Annotated in this window: 14 protein-coding genes and 1 pseudogene; 10 read left to right on the plus strand and 5 right to left on the minus strand. The window is 68.3% G+C overall.

Going from position 1 to position 12,660, the window contains the following annotated elements:
- Positions 1-242: 242 nt before the first annotated feature.
- Together ilvD and mobA are read right to left on the minus strand one after the other, a co-directional pair.
- A complete protein-coding gene (gene ilvD, locus HALXA_RS09985; protein WP_013880226.1) occupies positions 243-1,970 on the minus strand; it encodes a dihydroxy-acid dehydratase in 1,728 nt (575 codons plus the stop codon).
- A 149-nt stretch (positions 1,971-2,119) separates the two neighbouring features.
- Complete coding sequence (gene mobA, locus HALXA_RS09990) at positions 2,120-2,809, minus strand: molybdenum cofactor guanylyltransferase (protein WP_013880227.1); 690 nt, start codon at positions 2,807-2,809, stop codon at positions 2,120-2,122.
- Positions 2,810-2,991: 182 nt separating this feature from the next.
- Between mobA and HALXA_RS09995 the strand changes: the two genes are divergently transcribed.
- The 7 genes from HALXA_RS09995 (at position 2,992) to HALXA_RS10025 (ending at position 8,400) form a co-directional block, all read left to right on the plus strand.
- Positions 2,992-3,318, plus strand: a complete 327-nt coding sequence (locus tag HALXA_RS09995) for a hypothetical protein (protein WP_013880228.1) — start codon at positions 2,992-2,994, stop codon at positions 3,316-3,318.
- A gap of 168 nt (positions 3,319-3,486) precedes the next feature.
- Entirely contained in the window at positions 3,487-4,521 is a 1,035-nt protein-coding gene (locus HALXA_RS10000; RefSeq protein WP_083822836.1) for a beta-ribofuranosylaminobenzene 5'-phosphate synthase family protein, read from the plus strand.
- Positions 4,522-4,577: 56 nt separating this feature from the next.
- The gene (locus tag HALXA_RS10005) at positions 4,578-5,414 is read left to right on the plus strand and encodes an RAD55 family ATPase (protein WP_013880230.1); all 837 of its coding nucleotides are present in this window, start codon (positions 4,578-4,580) and stop codon (positions 5,412-5,414) included.
- An 86-nt stretch (positions 5,415-5,500) separates the two neighbouring features.
- Positions 5,501-6,349, plus strand: a complete 849-nt coding sequence (locus tag HALXA_RS10010) for a hypothetical protein (protein ID WP_013880231.1) — start codon at positions 5,501-5,503, stop codon at positions 6,347-6,349.
- On the plus strand, positions 6,346-6,981 hold the full coding sequence (locus tag HALXA_RS22075) for a hypothetical protein (RefSeq protein WP_013880232.1): 636 nt from the start codon (positions 6,346-6,348) through the stop codon (positions 6,979-6,981). The genes HALXA_RS10010 and HALXA_RS22075 overlap by 4 nt, the downstream gene beginning before the upstream one ends.
- A 96-nt stretch (positions 6,982-7,077) precedes the next feature.
- Positions 7,078-7,401 carry a transcription factor S gene (locus HALXA_RS10020; protein ID WP_013880233.1) on the plus strand — a complete coding sequence of 108 codons (324 nt, stop codon included), beginning with the start codon at positions 7,078-7,080 and terminating at the stop codon, positions 7,399-7,401.
- Positions 7,402-7,620: 219 nt separating this feature from the next.
- Positions 7,621-8,400, plus strand: a complete 780-nt coding sequence (locus HALXA_RS10025) for a cupredoxin domain-containing protein (RefSeq protein WP_013880234.1) — start codon at positions 7,621-7,623, stop codon at positions 8,398-8,400.
- Between the two features lie 30 nt (positions 8,401-8,430).
- Here HALXA_RS10025 and HALXA_RS10030 read toward each other — a convergent pair whose 3' ends face one another.
- The gene (locus HALXA_RS10030) at positions 8,431-8,844 is read right to left on the minus strand and encodes a DUF5518 domain-containing protein (protein ID WP_013880235.1); all 414 of its coding nucleotides are present in this window, start codon (positions 8,842-8,844) and stop codon (positions 8,431-8,433) included.
- Between the two features lie 111 nt (positions 8,845-8,955).
- Between HALXA_RS10030 and HALXA_RS10035 the strand changes: the two genes are divergently transcribed.
- Positions 8,956-10,329 (plus strand): DNA polymerase Y family protein, encoded by a 1,374-nt coding sequence (locus HALXA_RS10035; RefSeq protein WP_013880236.1) that lies wholly within the window; start codon positions 8,956-8,958, stop codon positions 10,327-10,329.
- A gap of 149 nt (positions 10,330-10,478) precedes the next feature.
- A pseudogene (locus tag HALXA_RS22765) lies at positions 10,479-10,613 on the plus strand (DnaJ domain-containing protein); the annotation flags it as partial.
- Positions 10,614-10,690: 77 nt separating this feature from the next.
- Here the strand turns inward: HALXA_RS22765 and HALXA_RS22770 are convergent.
- The gene (locus HALXA_RS22770; RefSeq protein WP_342633188.1) at positions 10,691-11,209 is read right to left on the minus strand and encodes a hypothetical protein; all 519 of its coding nucleotides are present in this window, start codon (positions 11,207-11,209) and stop codon (positions 10,691-10,693) included.
- A 100-nt stretch (positions 11,210-11,309) separates the two neighbouring features.
- Here HALXA_RS22770 and HALXA_RS22775 point away from each other — a divergent pair, with 100 nt between their 5' ends.
- Positions 11,310-11,921, plus strand: coding sequence for a hypothetical protein (locus HALXA_RS22775; RefSeq protein ID WP_013880237.1), 612 nt, complete (start codon positions 11,310-11,312; stop codon positions 11,919-11,921).
- 35 nt (positions 11,922-11,956) lie between these two features.
- On the opposite strand, the gene HALXA_RS10045 is transcribed toward HALXA_RS22775, so the two are convergent.
- Entirely contained in the window at positions 11,957-12,589 is a 633-nt protein-coding gene (locus HALXA_RS10045) for a uracil-DNA glycosylase family protein (RefSeq protein ID WP_013880238.1), read from the minus strand.
- Between the last annotated feature and the right edge of the window lie 71 nt (positions 12,590-12,660).

Genomic DNA, 12,660 nt, shown 5'->3' on the forward strand with positions numbered 1-12,660 from the left:
TTCTCTGACACCTCTCTCTCACTGTACCCCTCCGACGTACTGATTTGCCACTCGCACTCGAGACAGTACTTGCACATTCGATTCTCTACTGGTCCTCCGTGGTATGACGTGGAAAGACTCATGCAGGAAATCGAAGGGAGCGGTGCCGCTTCTCGAGTAGCGGTATCGTCGCCGAAAAAGCCATCACACGACGTCCATAGCGCTATTTGAGGGACCTGATACGGCAGGACCGCAAGTGGGCCCTACTCTCGCTTGACGCCGGGGTTCGTCACCGCGCCGTTGGCCGCCGAGCCGAAGTCGCGGCCGTACTTCGCCAGCACGCCGGTCGTGTACTGGGGCTCGGGCAAGTCGCGTTCCTCGAGCCGCCGCTCGATCTCCTCGTCGCTGAGGTCGACGGAGAGCTCGAGGTCGTCGATGTCGATCCGGACGGTGTCGCCGTCCTCGAGGGCGGCGATCGGGCCGCCGACGGCGGCTTCGGGGGCGACGTGGCCGATGGAAAAGCCACGGGTCGCGCCGGAGAACCGGCCGTCGGTAAAGAGCGCGACGTCCTCGGCGTGGCCCTGTCCCGCCACCGCGCTCGTGACGCCCAGCATCTCGCGCATGCCGGGACCGCCGCGGGGGCCCTCGTTACGGATCCCGATGACGTCGCCGCTCTCGACGCGGCCCTCCTGGACGTACCGCATGGCGTTTTCCTCGTTCTCGAAGATACGGACCGGCCCCTCGTGCTCGAGGTGGTCCTCGCCGGTGATCTTGATGACGGCGCCCTCGGGCGCGAGGTTGCCGGTGAGGATGCGGATGGCGCCCCGTTCGTGGATCGGGTCGTCGACCGTGTGAAGGAAGTCGGCGTCTACGTCCTCGATGGCCGGCGGATCGACGCGCTCGAGGGCTTCGGCGAGCGTCTCGCCGGTCACGGTCAGCGCGTCGCCGTGGAGCAGGTCCGCCTCGAGCAGTTCCCACAGAACGACCGGGATGCCGCCGACCTCGTGGAGGTCGTTCATCACGCGCTCGCCGCCGGGCTGGAGGTCGGCGATCTTCGGCGTGCGGGCGCTGATCTCGTTGAAGTCCTCGATGTCTAGGTCGACGCCTGCCTCGGCGGCCATCGCGAGCAGGTGGAGGACGGCGTTGGTCGAGCCGCCGACCGCCACCTGCAGGGCGATGGCGTTCTCGAAGGACTCCTTCGAGAGGAAGTCGGAGGGTTTGCGCCCCTCGCGGACGACTTCGACGGCGAGTTCGCCGCTCTCGCGGGCGACCTCGTAGCGCTCGTCGTCCTCGGCGGGCGGCGACGAGGAGCCGAGCGGCGCGAAGCCGATGGTCTCGGAGATCGAGGCCATCGTGTTGGCGGTGAACATCCCGCCGCAGGAGCCGGCGCCGGGGCAGGCGTTGCGCTCCATCTCGTCGAGTTCGCCCTCGGACATGTCGCCGTCGGCGACGGCGCCCACGCCCTCGAAGACGTTCTGGATGGTGATCTCGCGGCCATCGTGCTCGCCGGGCATGATCGAACCGCCGTAGAGGAAGACGCTGGGCAGGTCCGTCCGGATCGCGGCCATCATCATCCCGGGCATGTTCTTGTCGCAGCCGCCGATCGTGACCAGCCCGTCCATGCGCTCGCCGAAGGAGACGAGTTCGACGGAGTCGGCGATCACTTCCCGGGAAATGAGGGAGGCCTTCATCCCCTCGGTCCCCATCGAAATGGCGTCGGAGATGGTGATCGTGCCGAACTCGATGGGCATGCCGCCGGCCTCGTCGACGCCCTCGAGGGCGGCCTCGGCCACTTCGTCCAAGTGGACGTTACACGGCGTGATGTCCGCCGCGGGGTTGGGGACGCCGATCATCGGCGCGCCGAAGTCCTCGTCGTCGAACCCCATCGCCCGGAACATCGCGCGGTGGGGGGCCTTGTCCGGGCCCTCCGTCACCTCGCGGCTCCGGAGATTCTCGTCTTTTCCGTAGTCGAACTCGTCGTCGCTGCTCATGGTCGGTTCTTGTATCCCGCAAGTATAAACACCCAGTTCTCGGCCGATTATTCCGTACGGAATGATTCGGCCGAACTTGTTCGGCCGAAACCGGGGGATAGTCGTTCGCGCGGTTCCGCGAGCGCGAGTCGGTTCGCGACCCGCGCCGCCTACTCGAGTCGCTCTGCGGCCGCCTCGAGAGCCTCCTTCGTATCGACGCTCTCGAACGTCGCGTCGTCGATGCCGGCTTCCTCGAGGACGCGCTCGTCGACGGTGACGTAGTCGACACGCTCGAGCGCGGCGACGATCCGCCTGTCGTCGGACTCGAGCGTTTCTGCGCACGCTCGCGCCATCGGATCGGTCCGGTAGACCGCCTGGGTCGTCTGGTACCAGCCGTCCTCGAGTTGGACGACGGCCCCGTCGGCGGCCCCGTCGTGAGCGCGCTCGAGGAGCAACTCGAGCAAGTCGGGATCGACGAACGGCATGTCGCAGGCCACGACGGCCGCGAACTCCCGGCCGTAGGTCTCGCCGACCGCCTCGAGGCCGGTCCCGATGCCGGCGACCGGTCCTCGATCCTCGACGGGATCGAGCGCGAACTCGATCGCCGGGGCGCAGCCCTCGAGGGCGGCCGTGATGGCGTCGCGCTGGTCCTCGCGGCAGTTGACGACGACCGCGTCGGTGACGGCGGCGAGTCGGTCGACGACGCGGCGGATCATCGGCGTTCCCGCGAGGTCCGCGACCGCCTTGTCCTCGTCGCCGAAGCGCGTCGAGTAGCCGCCGGCGATGACGAGTCCCGCCAGATCCCCCTCCGGATCCACGTCGGCGTCCGAATTCGAATGCGCGCGGGAGCGAGGTGACACGGCTCGAGGTAGCACCGAGGCGGCTATAATACTGGTGTTGACGCGCCGCCGTCGACCGAGAGGACCCCATCCAGTTCGAATCTGAATATCAGGTAATTTTATACGCTCATAGGGCTAATTCGTCCGATCCTACTGTTTCTCGAGGAAGAAAGCTTATACCGCACCGTTCGACTCATCGAAGCATGGCACGCGATGATCCGGTACGCAGCCAGACAGCAGCGAACGACTCAGCACTCCCGAACCTCGTGACCATCGTCGGTCGCGGCGTCCCCTCCAAGTTCGAAATCGCCGTCGACGGCGAGATCGAGATGGTCGCGGACGATCCGGTCGCGGAAGCGACGATCGTCTCCGAGAACGTCGCGGAGGGTGCGATCGACGTCGGCGTTCAGCGGTTCCGCTTCTCCGGCGAGATGGCCAACGTCCACGTCGTCGACTGGAACGGCGTTCCCGCACCCGAATCGAAGAGCACGCCGAACGTCCACGTCGACTACAACGTTTCCGAGCGATAACGTCGCTATTCTCCGGGTAGGGGTCTCAGTTTCTCGCGGCACTCGTCACGGTTGTCCCGGTTTCTCGAGTCGCAACTTCGTGTCGCGTCGACCGACGATCGTCCCGTCCGCCGTCAACGGACCGTCAGGCGTTGCCACCGCCGAAACCCCCTTGCGGGGGGCGATCCTATGCCGACGATATCGATGCCGAATCCGACCGCCGACGCCTCGTCCGATCCCGCGCCCGAGACTGTGACCGTCAGCGCGGGCGCTCGGCTCCACGTCGGCTTCCAGAACCTCTCGCTGGCTCGGGAGCGCCTCTACGGCGGGATCGGCGTCGGCCTCGAGGAACCCCGCGTCACCGTCACCGCCGACCCCACCGAGACCGTCGCGAGCGACGATCCGCTCGGACGGGAGTACGCCGCCCGCGCCGTCGAGATTCTCGACGTGCCCGGCGTCGACCTCGCGGTCGAGGAGCGCCTCCCGCGCCACGTCGGCCTCGGCAGCGGCACGCAACTCGCGCTGGCGGTGCTCGCGGCGACGGCGCGGGCCTACGGCCTCGAGCCCCGCGCTCGAGAACACGCGCCGGCGATGGGACGGGGCGGCCGCAGCGGCGTCGGCGTCGCGACCTTCGAGGCCGGCGGCTTCGTCGTCGACGCCGGCCACCCGACGAACCGATTCACCACCGAGCCGCCCGCCGAGGGCGACTGGACGGTGCCGCCGGTGGTCGCCCGCCACGACCTGCCCGCGGACTGGAGCTTCCTCGTCGTCGTCCCAGACGCCGAACCCGGCCGCTGCGGCGAGTCGGAGGACCGGAGCATGCGCGCGGTCGTCGAGCGCGCCGACCCGGCCGTCGCCGACGAAATCGCCGGCGTCGTCACCCGCAAGTTGCTGCCCGCGGCCGCCGAGGGTCGCCTCGAGGCCTTCGGCGAGGCGATCGCCGAAATCGGCCGCAAGAACGGCGCGTGGTACGCCGATGCGCAGGGCGGGGTCTTCCGCCCGCCGGCCGGCGAACTCGTCGAGGCGCTCGAGGACTGTCCCGTCCTCTCGGGGATCGGCCAGTCGTCGTGGGGACCGGTCGTCTACGGCGTGACCGACAGCCGGCACGCCGAGGAGGCCGCCGCGGCCGCCGAAGACGCGCTCGAGATGCGAGGGCTCGAGGGGGAGGTACTGCTGCCCCGCGCCGCGACGGACGGAGCGACGGTTCGGACGCGCGGCGAGTAACGAGCGCTGCGTCCGTGGCCGCAGGGTAAAAGGTCGCGTGCGCCGACGGTGTAGGTATGGAACGGATGCCGCTGGGCGTCGCGCGCCTCGACCGGATGATCGGCGGCGGCGCGCCGGCCGGCAGCGTCGTACTACTCGCCGGCGAATCCGGCGCCGGCGCGCGGGAGTTCGCCTACACCAGCGCCGTCATGAACGGCCTCGCCGAGCAGGGGGCCGACCGGTTCGACCTCCACTACGGCGACCTCGAGAACGGCGCGACGCTGCCCGGCGGCATCCACTACATTTCGTTTACGGACGAGCGGACCGCGGTCGCCAGCGAGATGTCGTTCGTCATGGAGACCGACCTCGTCGAGACGGGAATGGACGCCGTCGAGTTCGTCGAACTCGCCGAGGAGTACTTCCAGTTGACGCCGGTGCCGACGGAGTGGTACGCCGAGCGGACGGCCGACATCACGCAACTGGGATCGCAGACCGAGCGCGAGGACGTCCTCGAGGCCTTCGCCGGCTACCTCTCCGAGCACGCCACGGGGGACCTCGTGATCGTCGACTCCGTGACGGACCTGATCGCGGCGGCCGACGATCGGCTCGGCTGGTCCGATCTGACCGTCCTTCTGAAGGGACTCGCTCGTGCGTCTCATCGGTGGGGCGGCGTCATCCTCCTGCTGGTCAACTCCGAACTCCTCGAGCCGACCCAGCTGGGCCGGCTCAAGGAGGCGACCGACGGTACCCTACTGTTCGAGTGGGAGAGCGGCGGCTCCGAGCGCGCCCGGACGATGGTCGTCGAGCAGTTCCGGGGCGTCCTCTCGCGGCTCGAGGACGAGAACATCGTCCGGTTCGAGACCGAGATCGGCGACGCGGGCTTCGACATCAGCAACGTTCGGAAGATCCGCTGAGACTCCGCTTTGCGCTCGATACCGCACGTTCCGGGGACCGCCGTCGGCAACAACCCTTATGCACCGACCCTCGCTAGCTACGGTAGATGGAGAGCGAGGACGACCAGGGGGACGTCTCGTTCGCACTCCCGGCCGACGTCGACGACTGGGTAACCGACGCGGCCGAGGACCGCGACGAATCGCCCGACGACGTCTGTCGGCGCGTCGTCACGGCGGCCCACGCCGTCGCGACCGAGGGGGAGGGCGCCGAGCCGGCCGACCGCGAGGACATCGAGGAGCTTCGGGGGGAGCTCGAGACCCAGCGCGATGAGTTCCGCGACCTGCTCGAGGACGTCCGCTCGCGGGTGATCCAGGTCAAACGCGAGACCGACGCGAAAGCGCCCGCCGAGCACGACCACGGCGAGTACGAGGCCGACTTATCGTCGCTCCGTGCGGACCTCGAGGACCTCGAGGACACTGTCGATACCGGCTTCGAGAACTTCGAGGAGGTCCTCGAGTACCTCTTAGAGCGGACCGACCGCCTCGAGGAGCGCGCGACGGTGCTCGCGAAGGCGGCCGTCGACCTCCGGGATCACCGGGACGCGTTCGCCGATCGCGAGCGCCGTCGGGCGGCGGCCGACCGGCTCAAGACCGCGGCCAACCGGCTGGGCGTCCGGACCGCGACCTGCGAGGACTGCGGCTCGAGCGTCGACATTGCACTGCTGACCGCGCCCGAGTGTCCCCACTGCGCGAGCCCGTTCGCCGACGTCGCCGAGAAGCGGTCGTTTTTCGGCTCGCCGACGCTCGAGACCGGCGAGCCGCCGGCGCTCGAGGGCCGAGCAAAGAGCGCGACGGAATCGACGGCCGAGGACGTCTTCGCGCAGATCGAATCGAACGCCGAGACCGCCGCCGAAACGGAGCGAGACCGAGCGCTGCCGTTCGACACTCACTCATGAGCGACGGAGCCGACTCAAGTCCGGGCTCGAGTTCGAACTCGCGCGACGACGGCGAACTCGACCCCGATCGCGAGCGCGAGGTGGCCGTCGACTACGACGGATTCGACGCGCTCCCCGATCCCGGAGCAACCGGATCGCGGCGCGGGGTCGCCGGTGACGAAAACGAGGGCAGGGAAGCGGGCGCAGGAACGACGGCACTCCGCTCGGATTCGGACGCGCGAGCCGACGAATCCCCCTCGAGTCACTCGAGTCCCGGTTCAACGACCGAGCGAACCGGACCGCTCGGCGACCTCGCCGCTGCCGTCGACGAGCGATCAGCGGATCGCGACGGGGCCGACGACGCCTTCGACGACCTGTTCGAACGCGAGGACGTCACTACACTCGATCCCGATCGACTCTGGGAACGCCTCGAGAACGACGAACCCCTCGCCGACCAGTTGGCGGACGACCGCGAAATCCGCGAGATCGACAAACACGAGTACTGCCACCAGTGCGAGCACTTCGCCGACCCGCCGGGCGTCGACTGCACCCGCGAGGGAACCGACATTCTCGAACTGGCGAGCCTCGATACCTTTCGGGTCGCGGATTGTCCGGTCGTCCTCGAGAACGAGGAACTCGAGCGGCGATACTGAGTTGAAGGTGGCTGCAGCGGTCTCGAACGGCGACTCGGAGGGCGCCATGGGGAGGGAATACGAGGTGTTTTTGCGCTCGATATCCTACCGGCGGGTATGCAGTTTTGCGACGACTGCGGTTCGATGATGAAAGCCGACGGCGACCGCATGGTCTGTACGAGCTGCGGCGCCGAGACGGAACGGGACCGCGAGCAGGAGGACGCCTTCGTCACGACCGAGTCCCAGACGGACGACGACGTGATCGAGTCGAGCGAGGACGCGAACTTCGAGGGGAAGCCGAAGGCGACGGACGTCGTCTGCGACGAGTGCGGGACCCAAGAAGCCTGGTACACGCTCAAACAGACCGCGTCGGCCGACGAGCCGCCGACGCGCTTTTTCAAGTGCACCGAGTGCGGCCACCGCTGGCGCGGCTACAACTGAGTCGTCCGTACCGACCCACGGCAGACTGAACTGCGTCTCGAGCCGATAGTCACTCCCAGTTGCACCCCGTTTCGCGTTCCAACGTTCGATTTCTGCGCCGTGGCGATCCACAGCGGGGATTGGGTAACGTACAGATGTACGTGGCAATCACTTCACAAGAACGCGTTGCACGAGCAATGTCACCGGATAACTAATCGGCGGTGCGGACAGGGGCCGGCCATGGACCGACGACAGGTTCTGAAAGCGGCCGGCGTAACGTCGACAGTGTCACTCGCGGCTGGGCTCGGTGCGGCGAGCGACGAGGAACGCGGTCAGGGACGCGGCAACGGCCGTGCGGGCGACGATCGAGGACGGGGGCAGGAGCAGCGAGCGTGTCCGCAACCGAACTGTATCCATCCGGTGCTGGGCTACTCGGGGCTGACCGCCGACGAGCAGTTACCGCAACCGCTCCAGCCCGATCACGCGGTCGACCTCGAGACCAGGCCGCCCTCGGGGGATCGGCCGCTCCCGGAGTTCGTCTTCGAACCGACCGGACTTCACGTCGAACCGGGCGACGTCGTGCGGTTCGATCTGGTAGCGCCCGATCACACCGTCACCGCGTACCATCCCTCTCTCGGTCGCCAGCGCCGCGTTCCGGAGGGCGTTCCGGCGTTTTCGTCGCCGGTGCTCGGGCAGGGAACGTTCTGGCTCTATCGATTCGACCAGCCCGGCGTCTACGACGTGCTGTGTGCGCCCCACGAGATCTTCGGGATGGTCGGGCGGATCGTCGTCGGCGACCCGCCCGCGGAGCCGAACTTCGGCCCGGCGGGTGCGATCGAGGTAGACGGCGAGGAGGTAGAACTCCGTCCGCCCGAACTCACCGCGGAACTGGTGTACGCCGATCCCGCGCTCAAGCCGGCGACGATCGCCGAGCAGGGTCAAGTTAGCTGGGACGCGCTCCAGCCCGAGAGCAAGCGGGTACTCGTGGAGTTTCCGGAGCCGCCGGCCGAGGGCGAGTGATCGAGCAGTAGGGATCTGAACGGTCGGTGCTTACAGTTCGTCGGCGAGGACGCCGCCGACGACCGCACCGACGACGCTGAGCCCGAGCGTGAACAGGACGAGGAACGCCAGAACGGCGAAGACGAACCCGCCCATCGTGCCGGGCATACCGGGCATGCCGGCGCCGAGGACCATCGTCATCGCGAACAGCCAGAACAGCACCATCGGCACGAGCATGACGAGCCCGGCGAGCGCGCCGACTCGCAGCCCGTCCCCGCCGTCGCCGCCCTCGAGGTAGCCGGCGAGCGCGCCGCCGACGAACGCGGATCCGGGGATAAACGAGAGCACGATGCCGACGACGCCGCCGACGAGCGCGTTGACCGACGTGTTCCAGCCGGGACTCGAGTCGTCTTTGTCGGGGTACGTCTCGATCGTTGGGGGCGTTCCCGCGGTGTCGGAGGGCATACCCTTCGATAGCGACAGCACGATAAAAAGTGTTCGTTGGTGATAGGTCCCGCAGAGCGACGAGCGGGGCGCAACGTTCACAACCCCGCAGACGAACCGACGAGTAGACGAATGTCAGACGGCCCGCGGCTGCCGGGCATCGAACGCGAGGACGAGGAGGACCGCATCGTCCTCCACGTCGACGCCGACTGCTTCTACGCCTCCTGCGAGCGACTGCGCGACCCCGAACTCCGGGGTGAGCCGGTCGTCGTCGGCATGGGCTACGAACCCGGCGAGACCGTCGGCGCCGTCGCCACCGCCAGCTACGAGGCCCGCGAGTTCGGCGTCGAGAGCGCCCAGGCGATCTCGACGGCCCTCGAGCGCCTGCCCCGCCGCGCGGCCCTCGATCCGGACGTCGAGGACCACGATCCGGACCTGACCCGCGAGGAGACCGGCTTCTACCGGTCCGTGGATATGGACTTCTACGAGTCGGTCGCGAGCGAGGTCCGCGAGATCCTCCACGACTGCGCCGACGTCGTCCGCGAGGTGAGCATCGACGAAGCCTACCTCGACGTCACCGAGCGCACCGCCTGGGAGGTCGCCGACGGGTTCGCCCGCCACGTGAAGGACCGCATCCGCAGGGAGGTCGGCGTCACCGTCAGCGTCGGCGCCGCGCCGACGATGAGCGCGGCCAAGATCGCCAGCGACTTCGACAAACCGGACGGGCTCACGGTCGTCAAACCCGGCGAGGTCCGCGAGTTCCTCGCGCCCCTCGAGGTCGACCTGCTTCACGGCGTCGGCCCCGTGACGGCCCGCGAGTTGCGGGAAATGGGCCTCGAGACCGCCGGCGAAGTGGCCGCGGCTGATCCGGAACCCCTCGTGGAGCGGTTCGGCGAGCGCGGCCGGGAACTCTACGAGCGCGCCCGCGGCGAAGACGACCGCCGCGTCGAGCCGAAGGGCGATCCCAAGAGTTTCTCCCGCGAATCCGCGTTCGCGGAGCCGGTGTCCGAACCCGAGCCGAAGTACGAGCAGATCGAGACGCTCGCGGCCGCGGTCGCCGACCGCGCGCAGCGTGAAGGGGCGCTCTACCGGACCGTCGGCGTCAAGGCCGTCACGCCGCCGTACGACGTGAACACGCGCGAGCGCTCGCTGCCCGGCCCGGTCGACGATCCCGAACTCGTCGATCGGATCGCCAACGAACTCTTTGCGGAGTTCGAAGACGAGCCCGTTCGCAAGGTCGGCGTTCGGGTCGCGAACCTCGAGTTCTCGGCGGCCGATCAGGCGAGTCTCGACGGGTGGGACGGTGTCGGGAGCGACGACGGAAATGTAAATCCGAGCGGAAGCGTGACCAATGCCGACTCCGAAACCGAACCGGCCCTCGAGTCGGATTCGACCGCAGACGAAGCGGGGACCGACGATGCGCCCGCAGACGGCGCCCCCGATGCGTCGGCGGACGCGCTCGAGGAGCGGGCGGACGGCCAGGCGTCGTTGACGGATTTCTCCTGATAGACGCGACGAGTCGGCGGACGCTCGGCGGGTCCTGACCGCGGTGCCGTCCCGGAATCCGGACCGCCGCGCGCGACCGTCAGCCGGAACACTGAAACGATACCCCTTCGTTGACACTCGAGTAACGAACTATATCGTCTCGATCGCCTATGACAGAGGACTTCTACGACCTTCTCGATATCCCTTCCGACGCCTCCCAGGACGAGATCAAGGAGGCCTACCGCGAGAAGGTCCGCGTCTACCATCCGGACGTCAACGACGACGATCGCGCGCGGGCGCAGTTTACGGCGGTCAAGAAAGCTCACGAGATCCTCGGCGATCCGGTCGAACGCCGGGCCTACGACCGCATGGGCCACAGGGACTACGTGGCGAAACGAACCAGCGGGATCCCCTCGCCGGACGTCTGGAGTTCGGATTCCGACAGCGGCTCGAGTAGTTCGTCCTCGAAGACGAGCACGACGACATCTAGCTCTCGCTCTCGCTCGAGTACGGGCGCCAGTTCGACGTCGACCTCGGGCAGGAGTTCGACCTCGAGTTCGCGGTCGTCGCGGGCCTCGACCGGTTCGTCGACCGGCGGATCCGGGTCGACTTCCCGCAACCGTTCGCGGTCCTCGACTTCCGGTTCCGGCTCGACCGCCGGCTCTTCCGCAGGCGCTTCGTCGACGTCGCGCAGCCGATCGACGAATCGGAGTGCCGGAACGGGGGCCGGGACTGGTACCGGAACCGCGACCGGATCGACCGGCGGCGCGAGTGCCTCCGCCTCGACCGCGGGCGGCGCGACCGGTGCAACCTCGAGCACCAGCACTACGTCCGCATCCGCATCCAGCGGCGGAACTGCGAGCGCTCGAACCGGCGACTCGAGCGCGAACGCTTCCAGCACTCGGACGCGGGACCGCACTCGGTCGGACGACGCGGACGCCAACGCGTTCGTCCGCTGGTGGCGCCGACGGAACTTCGCCCTGCCGCTGATCTGGCTGTCGGTGCTCGTCTACGCCGTCGGCCTCGGTCACTTCGCCCGCGAGAACGGGTCCGCACTGGCGGCGCTCGCAAACGACCTGACCGCTATCGGCGCCGATCCGGCGACGCTCTGGGCGACGCTCCTAGCGGGTCGCCACGGCATCGAGGTACCGGCCGCATTCGTCGTCCAACTCGAACTTCTCGAACCGCCGCTGGCCCCGCTCGAGTGGACCGGCGCGTTAGCGGGGCTCATCGTCGCTGCGGTCGCGATCGTCCTCGGCGTCCGACTCGGCTGGCGCGAGGACACCTGGGGGACGATCACGATCGACGAGACGATCTTCCTCGCGCTCGCGGTGACGGTCTCGGCGACGCTGTTCGGCGGGCCCCTCCTCGCCGGGGCGGCGCTCATGCCGTTCCTGTTCGCGGTGATCGTCCACCGAACGAGGCTCGGGCCCGGCTGGAAGCCGTCCTACCTGTACGTGGTGCCGGTGCTCGCCCCCGCCGTCGCCCTCGGGGCCGGCCTCGCCGGGTACGCGTCGCTGCCGGGCGATCTCCTCGCGTTCGTCGTCCTCCCGTTCGCGGGCGCGTTCGGACTCCCGCTGCGGGCGACGATCCGGAAGCACTTCGATCGCTGACCGTCCACGACTTCCTCTCGGCCGTCGTCCCGTTTTCAGCCCACCAGCGTCGCTACGCCCTTCGTCTGGCGGTAATCGCTCGCCAGAATCTCCTCGAGCGTCTCGACGATCGTCTCGCGGTCGCCCTCGTCCCAGTCAGGCGGGTTGCGGATGGGGACGACCATGAATCCCCGCCCGCGGATCTGACGGGCGTGTAAGTCGCTCATGTCGAGCTCGAGGTGACGCCGCTGGGTCGTGTACTGCTGCAGGACGTGGTCGGTCGCCTGCGCACCGACGGGCAGGAGGATGTGGGCGTTGATCGCCCGCAGTTCGGCGTCGAAGAACCGCTCTAGGTCGTCGTAGTCCCGCGCGGTCGGCTGGTGGCCGTTCGGGAGACAGCACATGTGGACGTAGCTGCAAAAGAGGTTCTCGAGGTCGGGCTCGTCCTGCGAGCCGGACACGAAGCCGGTCTCGCGGAAGACATCCTGTACGGCGAGTCCGGCGTCGGTTTCGGTGAAGGGAACCCCGGTTCGCTTCCCGCCGTGGACGCCGGGGTGGTCGCCGATGAGGTGGAAGTCGGCGTTGGCGTCACCGTAGCCGAAGACGGCCGTCCGCTCGTCGGGCGGCGTCCGGTCGAACGGCGGTCGGAGTCCGAACGGGTTGCTCGTTCTATCGGTGACGTTTTGCACGGATATACGAACGGGAGACTCCCCAATAACGGTCGCGATTGTGTGCCGGGGCTGGCCGAGACGTGCTCGAG

It is taken from the genome of Halopiger xanaduensis SH-6, from assembly GCF_000217715.1.
GTDB classification, from domain to species: domain Archaea; phylum Halobacteriota; class Halobacteria; order Halobacteriales; family Natrialbaceae; genus Halopiger; species Halopiger xanaduensis.

Excerpts from the sequence above, each read along its gene's own strand:
- ilvD (WP_013880226.1), bottom strand. The coding sequence starts at position 1,970 with ATGAGCAGCGACGACGAGTTCGACTACGGAAAAGACGAGAATCTCCGG.
- HALXA_RS09995 (WP_013880228.1), top strand. The coding sequence starts at position 2,992 with ATGGCACGCGATGATCCGGTACGCAGCCAGACAGCAGCGAACGACTCA.
- HALXA_RS10000 (WP_083822836.1), top strand. The coding sequence starts at position 3,487 with ATGCCGACGATATCGATGCCGAATCCGACCGCCGACGCCTCGTCCGAT.
- HALXA_RS10005 (WP_013880230.1), top strand. The coding sequence starts at position 4,578 with ATGGAACGGATGCCGCTGGGCGTCGCGCGCCTCGACCGGATGATCGGC.
- HALXA_RS10010 (WP_013880231.1), top strand. The coding sequence starts at position 5,501 with ATGGAGAGCGAGGACGACCAGGGGGACGTCTCGTTCGCACTCCCGGCC.
- HALXA_RS22075 (WP_013880232.1), top strand. The coding sequence starts at position 6,346 with ATGAGCGACGGAGCCGACTCAAGTCCGGGCTCGAGTTCGAACTCGCGC.
- HALXA_RS10020 (WP_013880233.1), top strand. The coding sequence starts at position 7,078 with ATGCAGTTTTGCGACGACTGCGGTTCGATGATGAAAGCCGACGGCGAC.
- HALXA_RS10025 (WP_013880234.1), top strand. The coding sequence starts at position 7,621 with ATGGACCGACGACAGGTTCTGAAAGCGGCCGGCGTAACGTCGACAGTG.
- HALXA_RS10030 (WP_013880235.1), bottom strand. The coding sequence starts at position 8,844 with ATGCCCTCCGACACCGCGGGAACGCCCCCAACGATCGAGACGTACCCC.
- HALXA_RS10035 (WP_013880236.1), top strand. The coding sequence starts at position 8,956 with ATGTCAGACGGCCCGCGGCTGCCGGGCATCGAACGCGAGGACGAGGAG.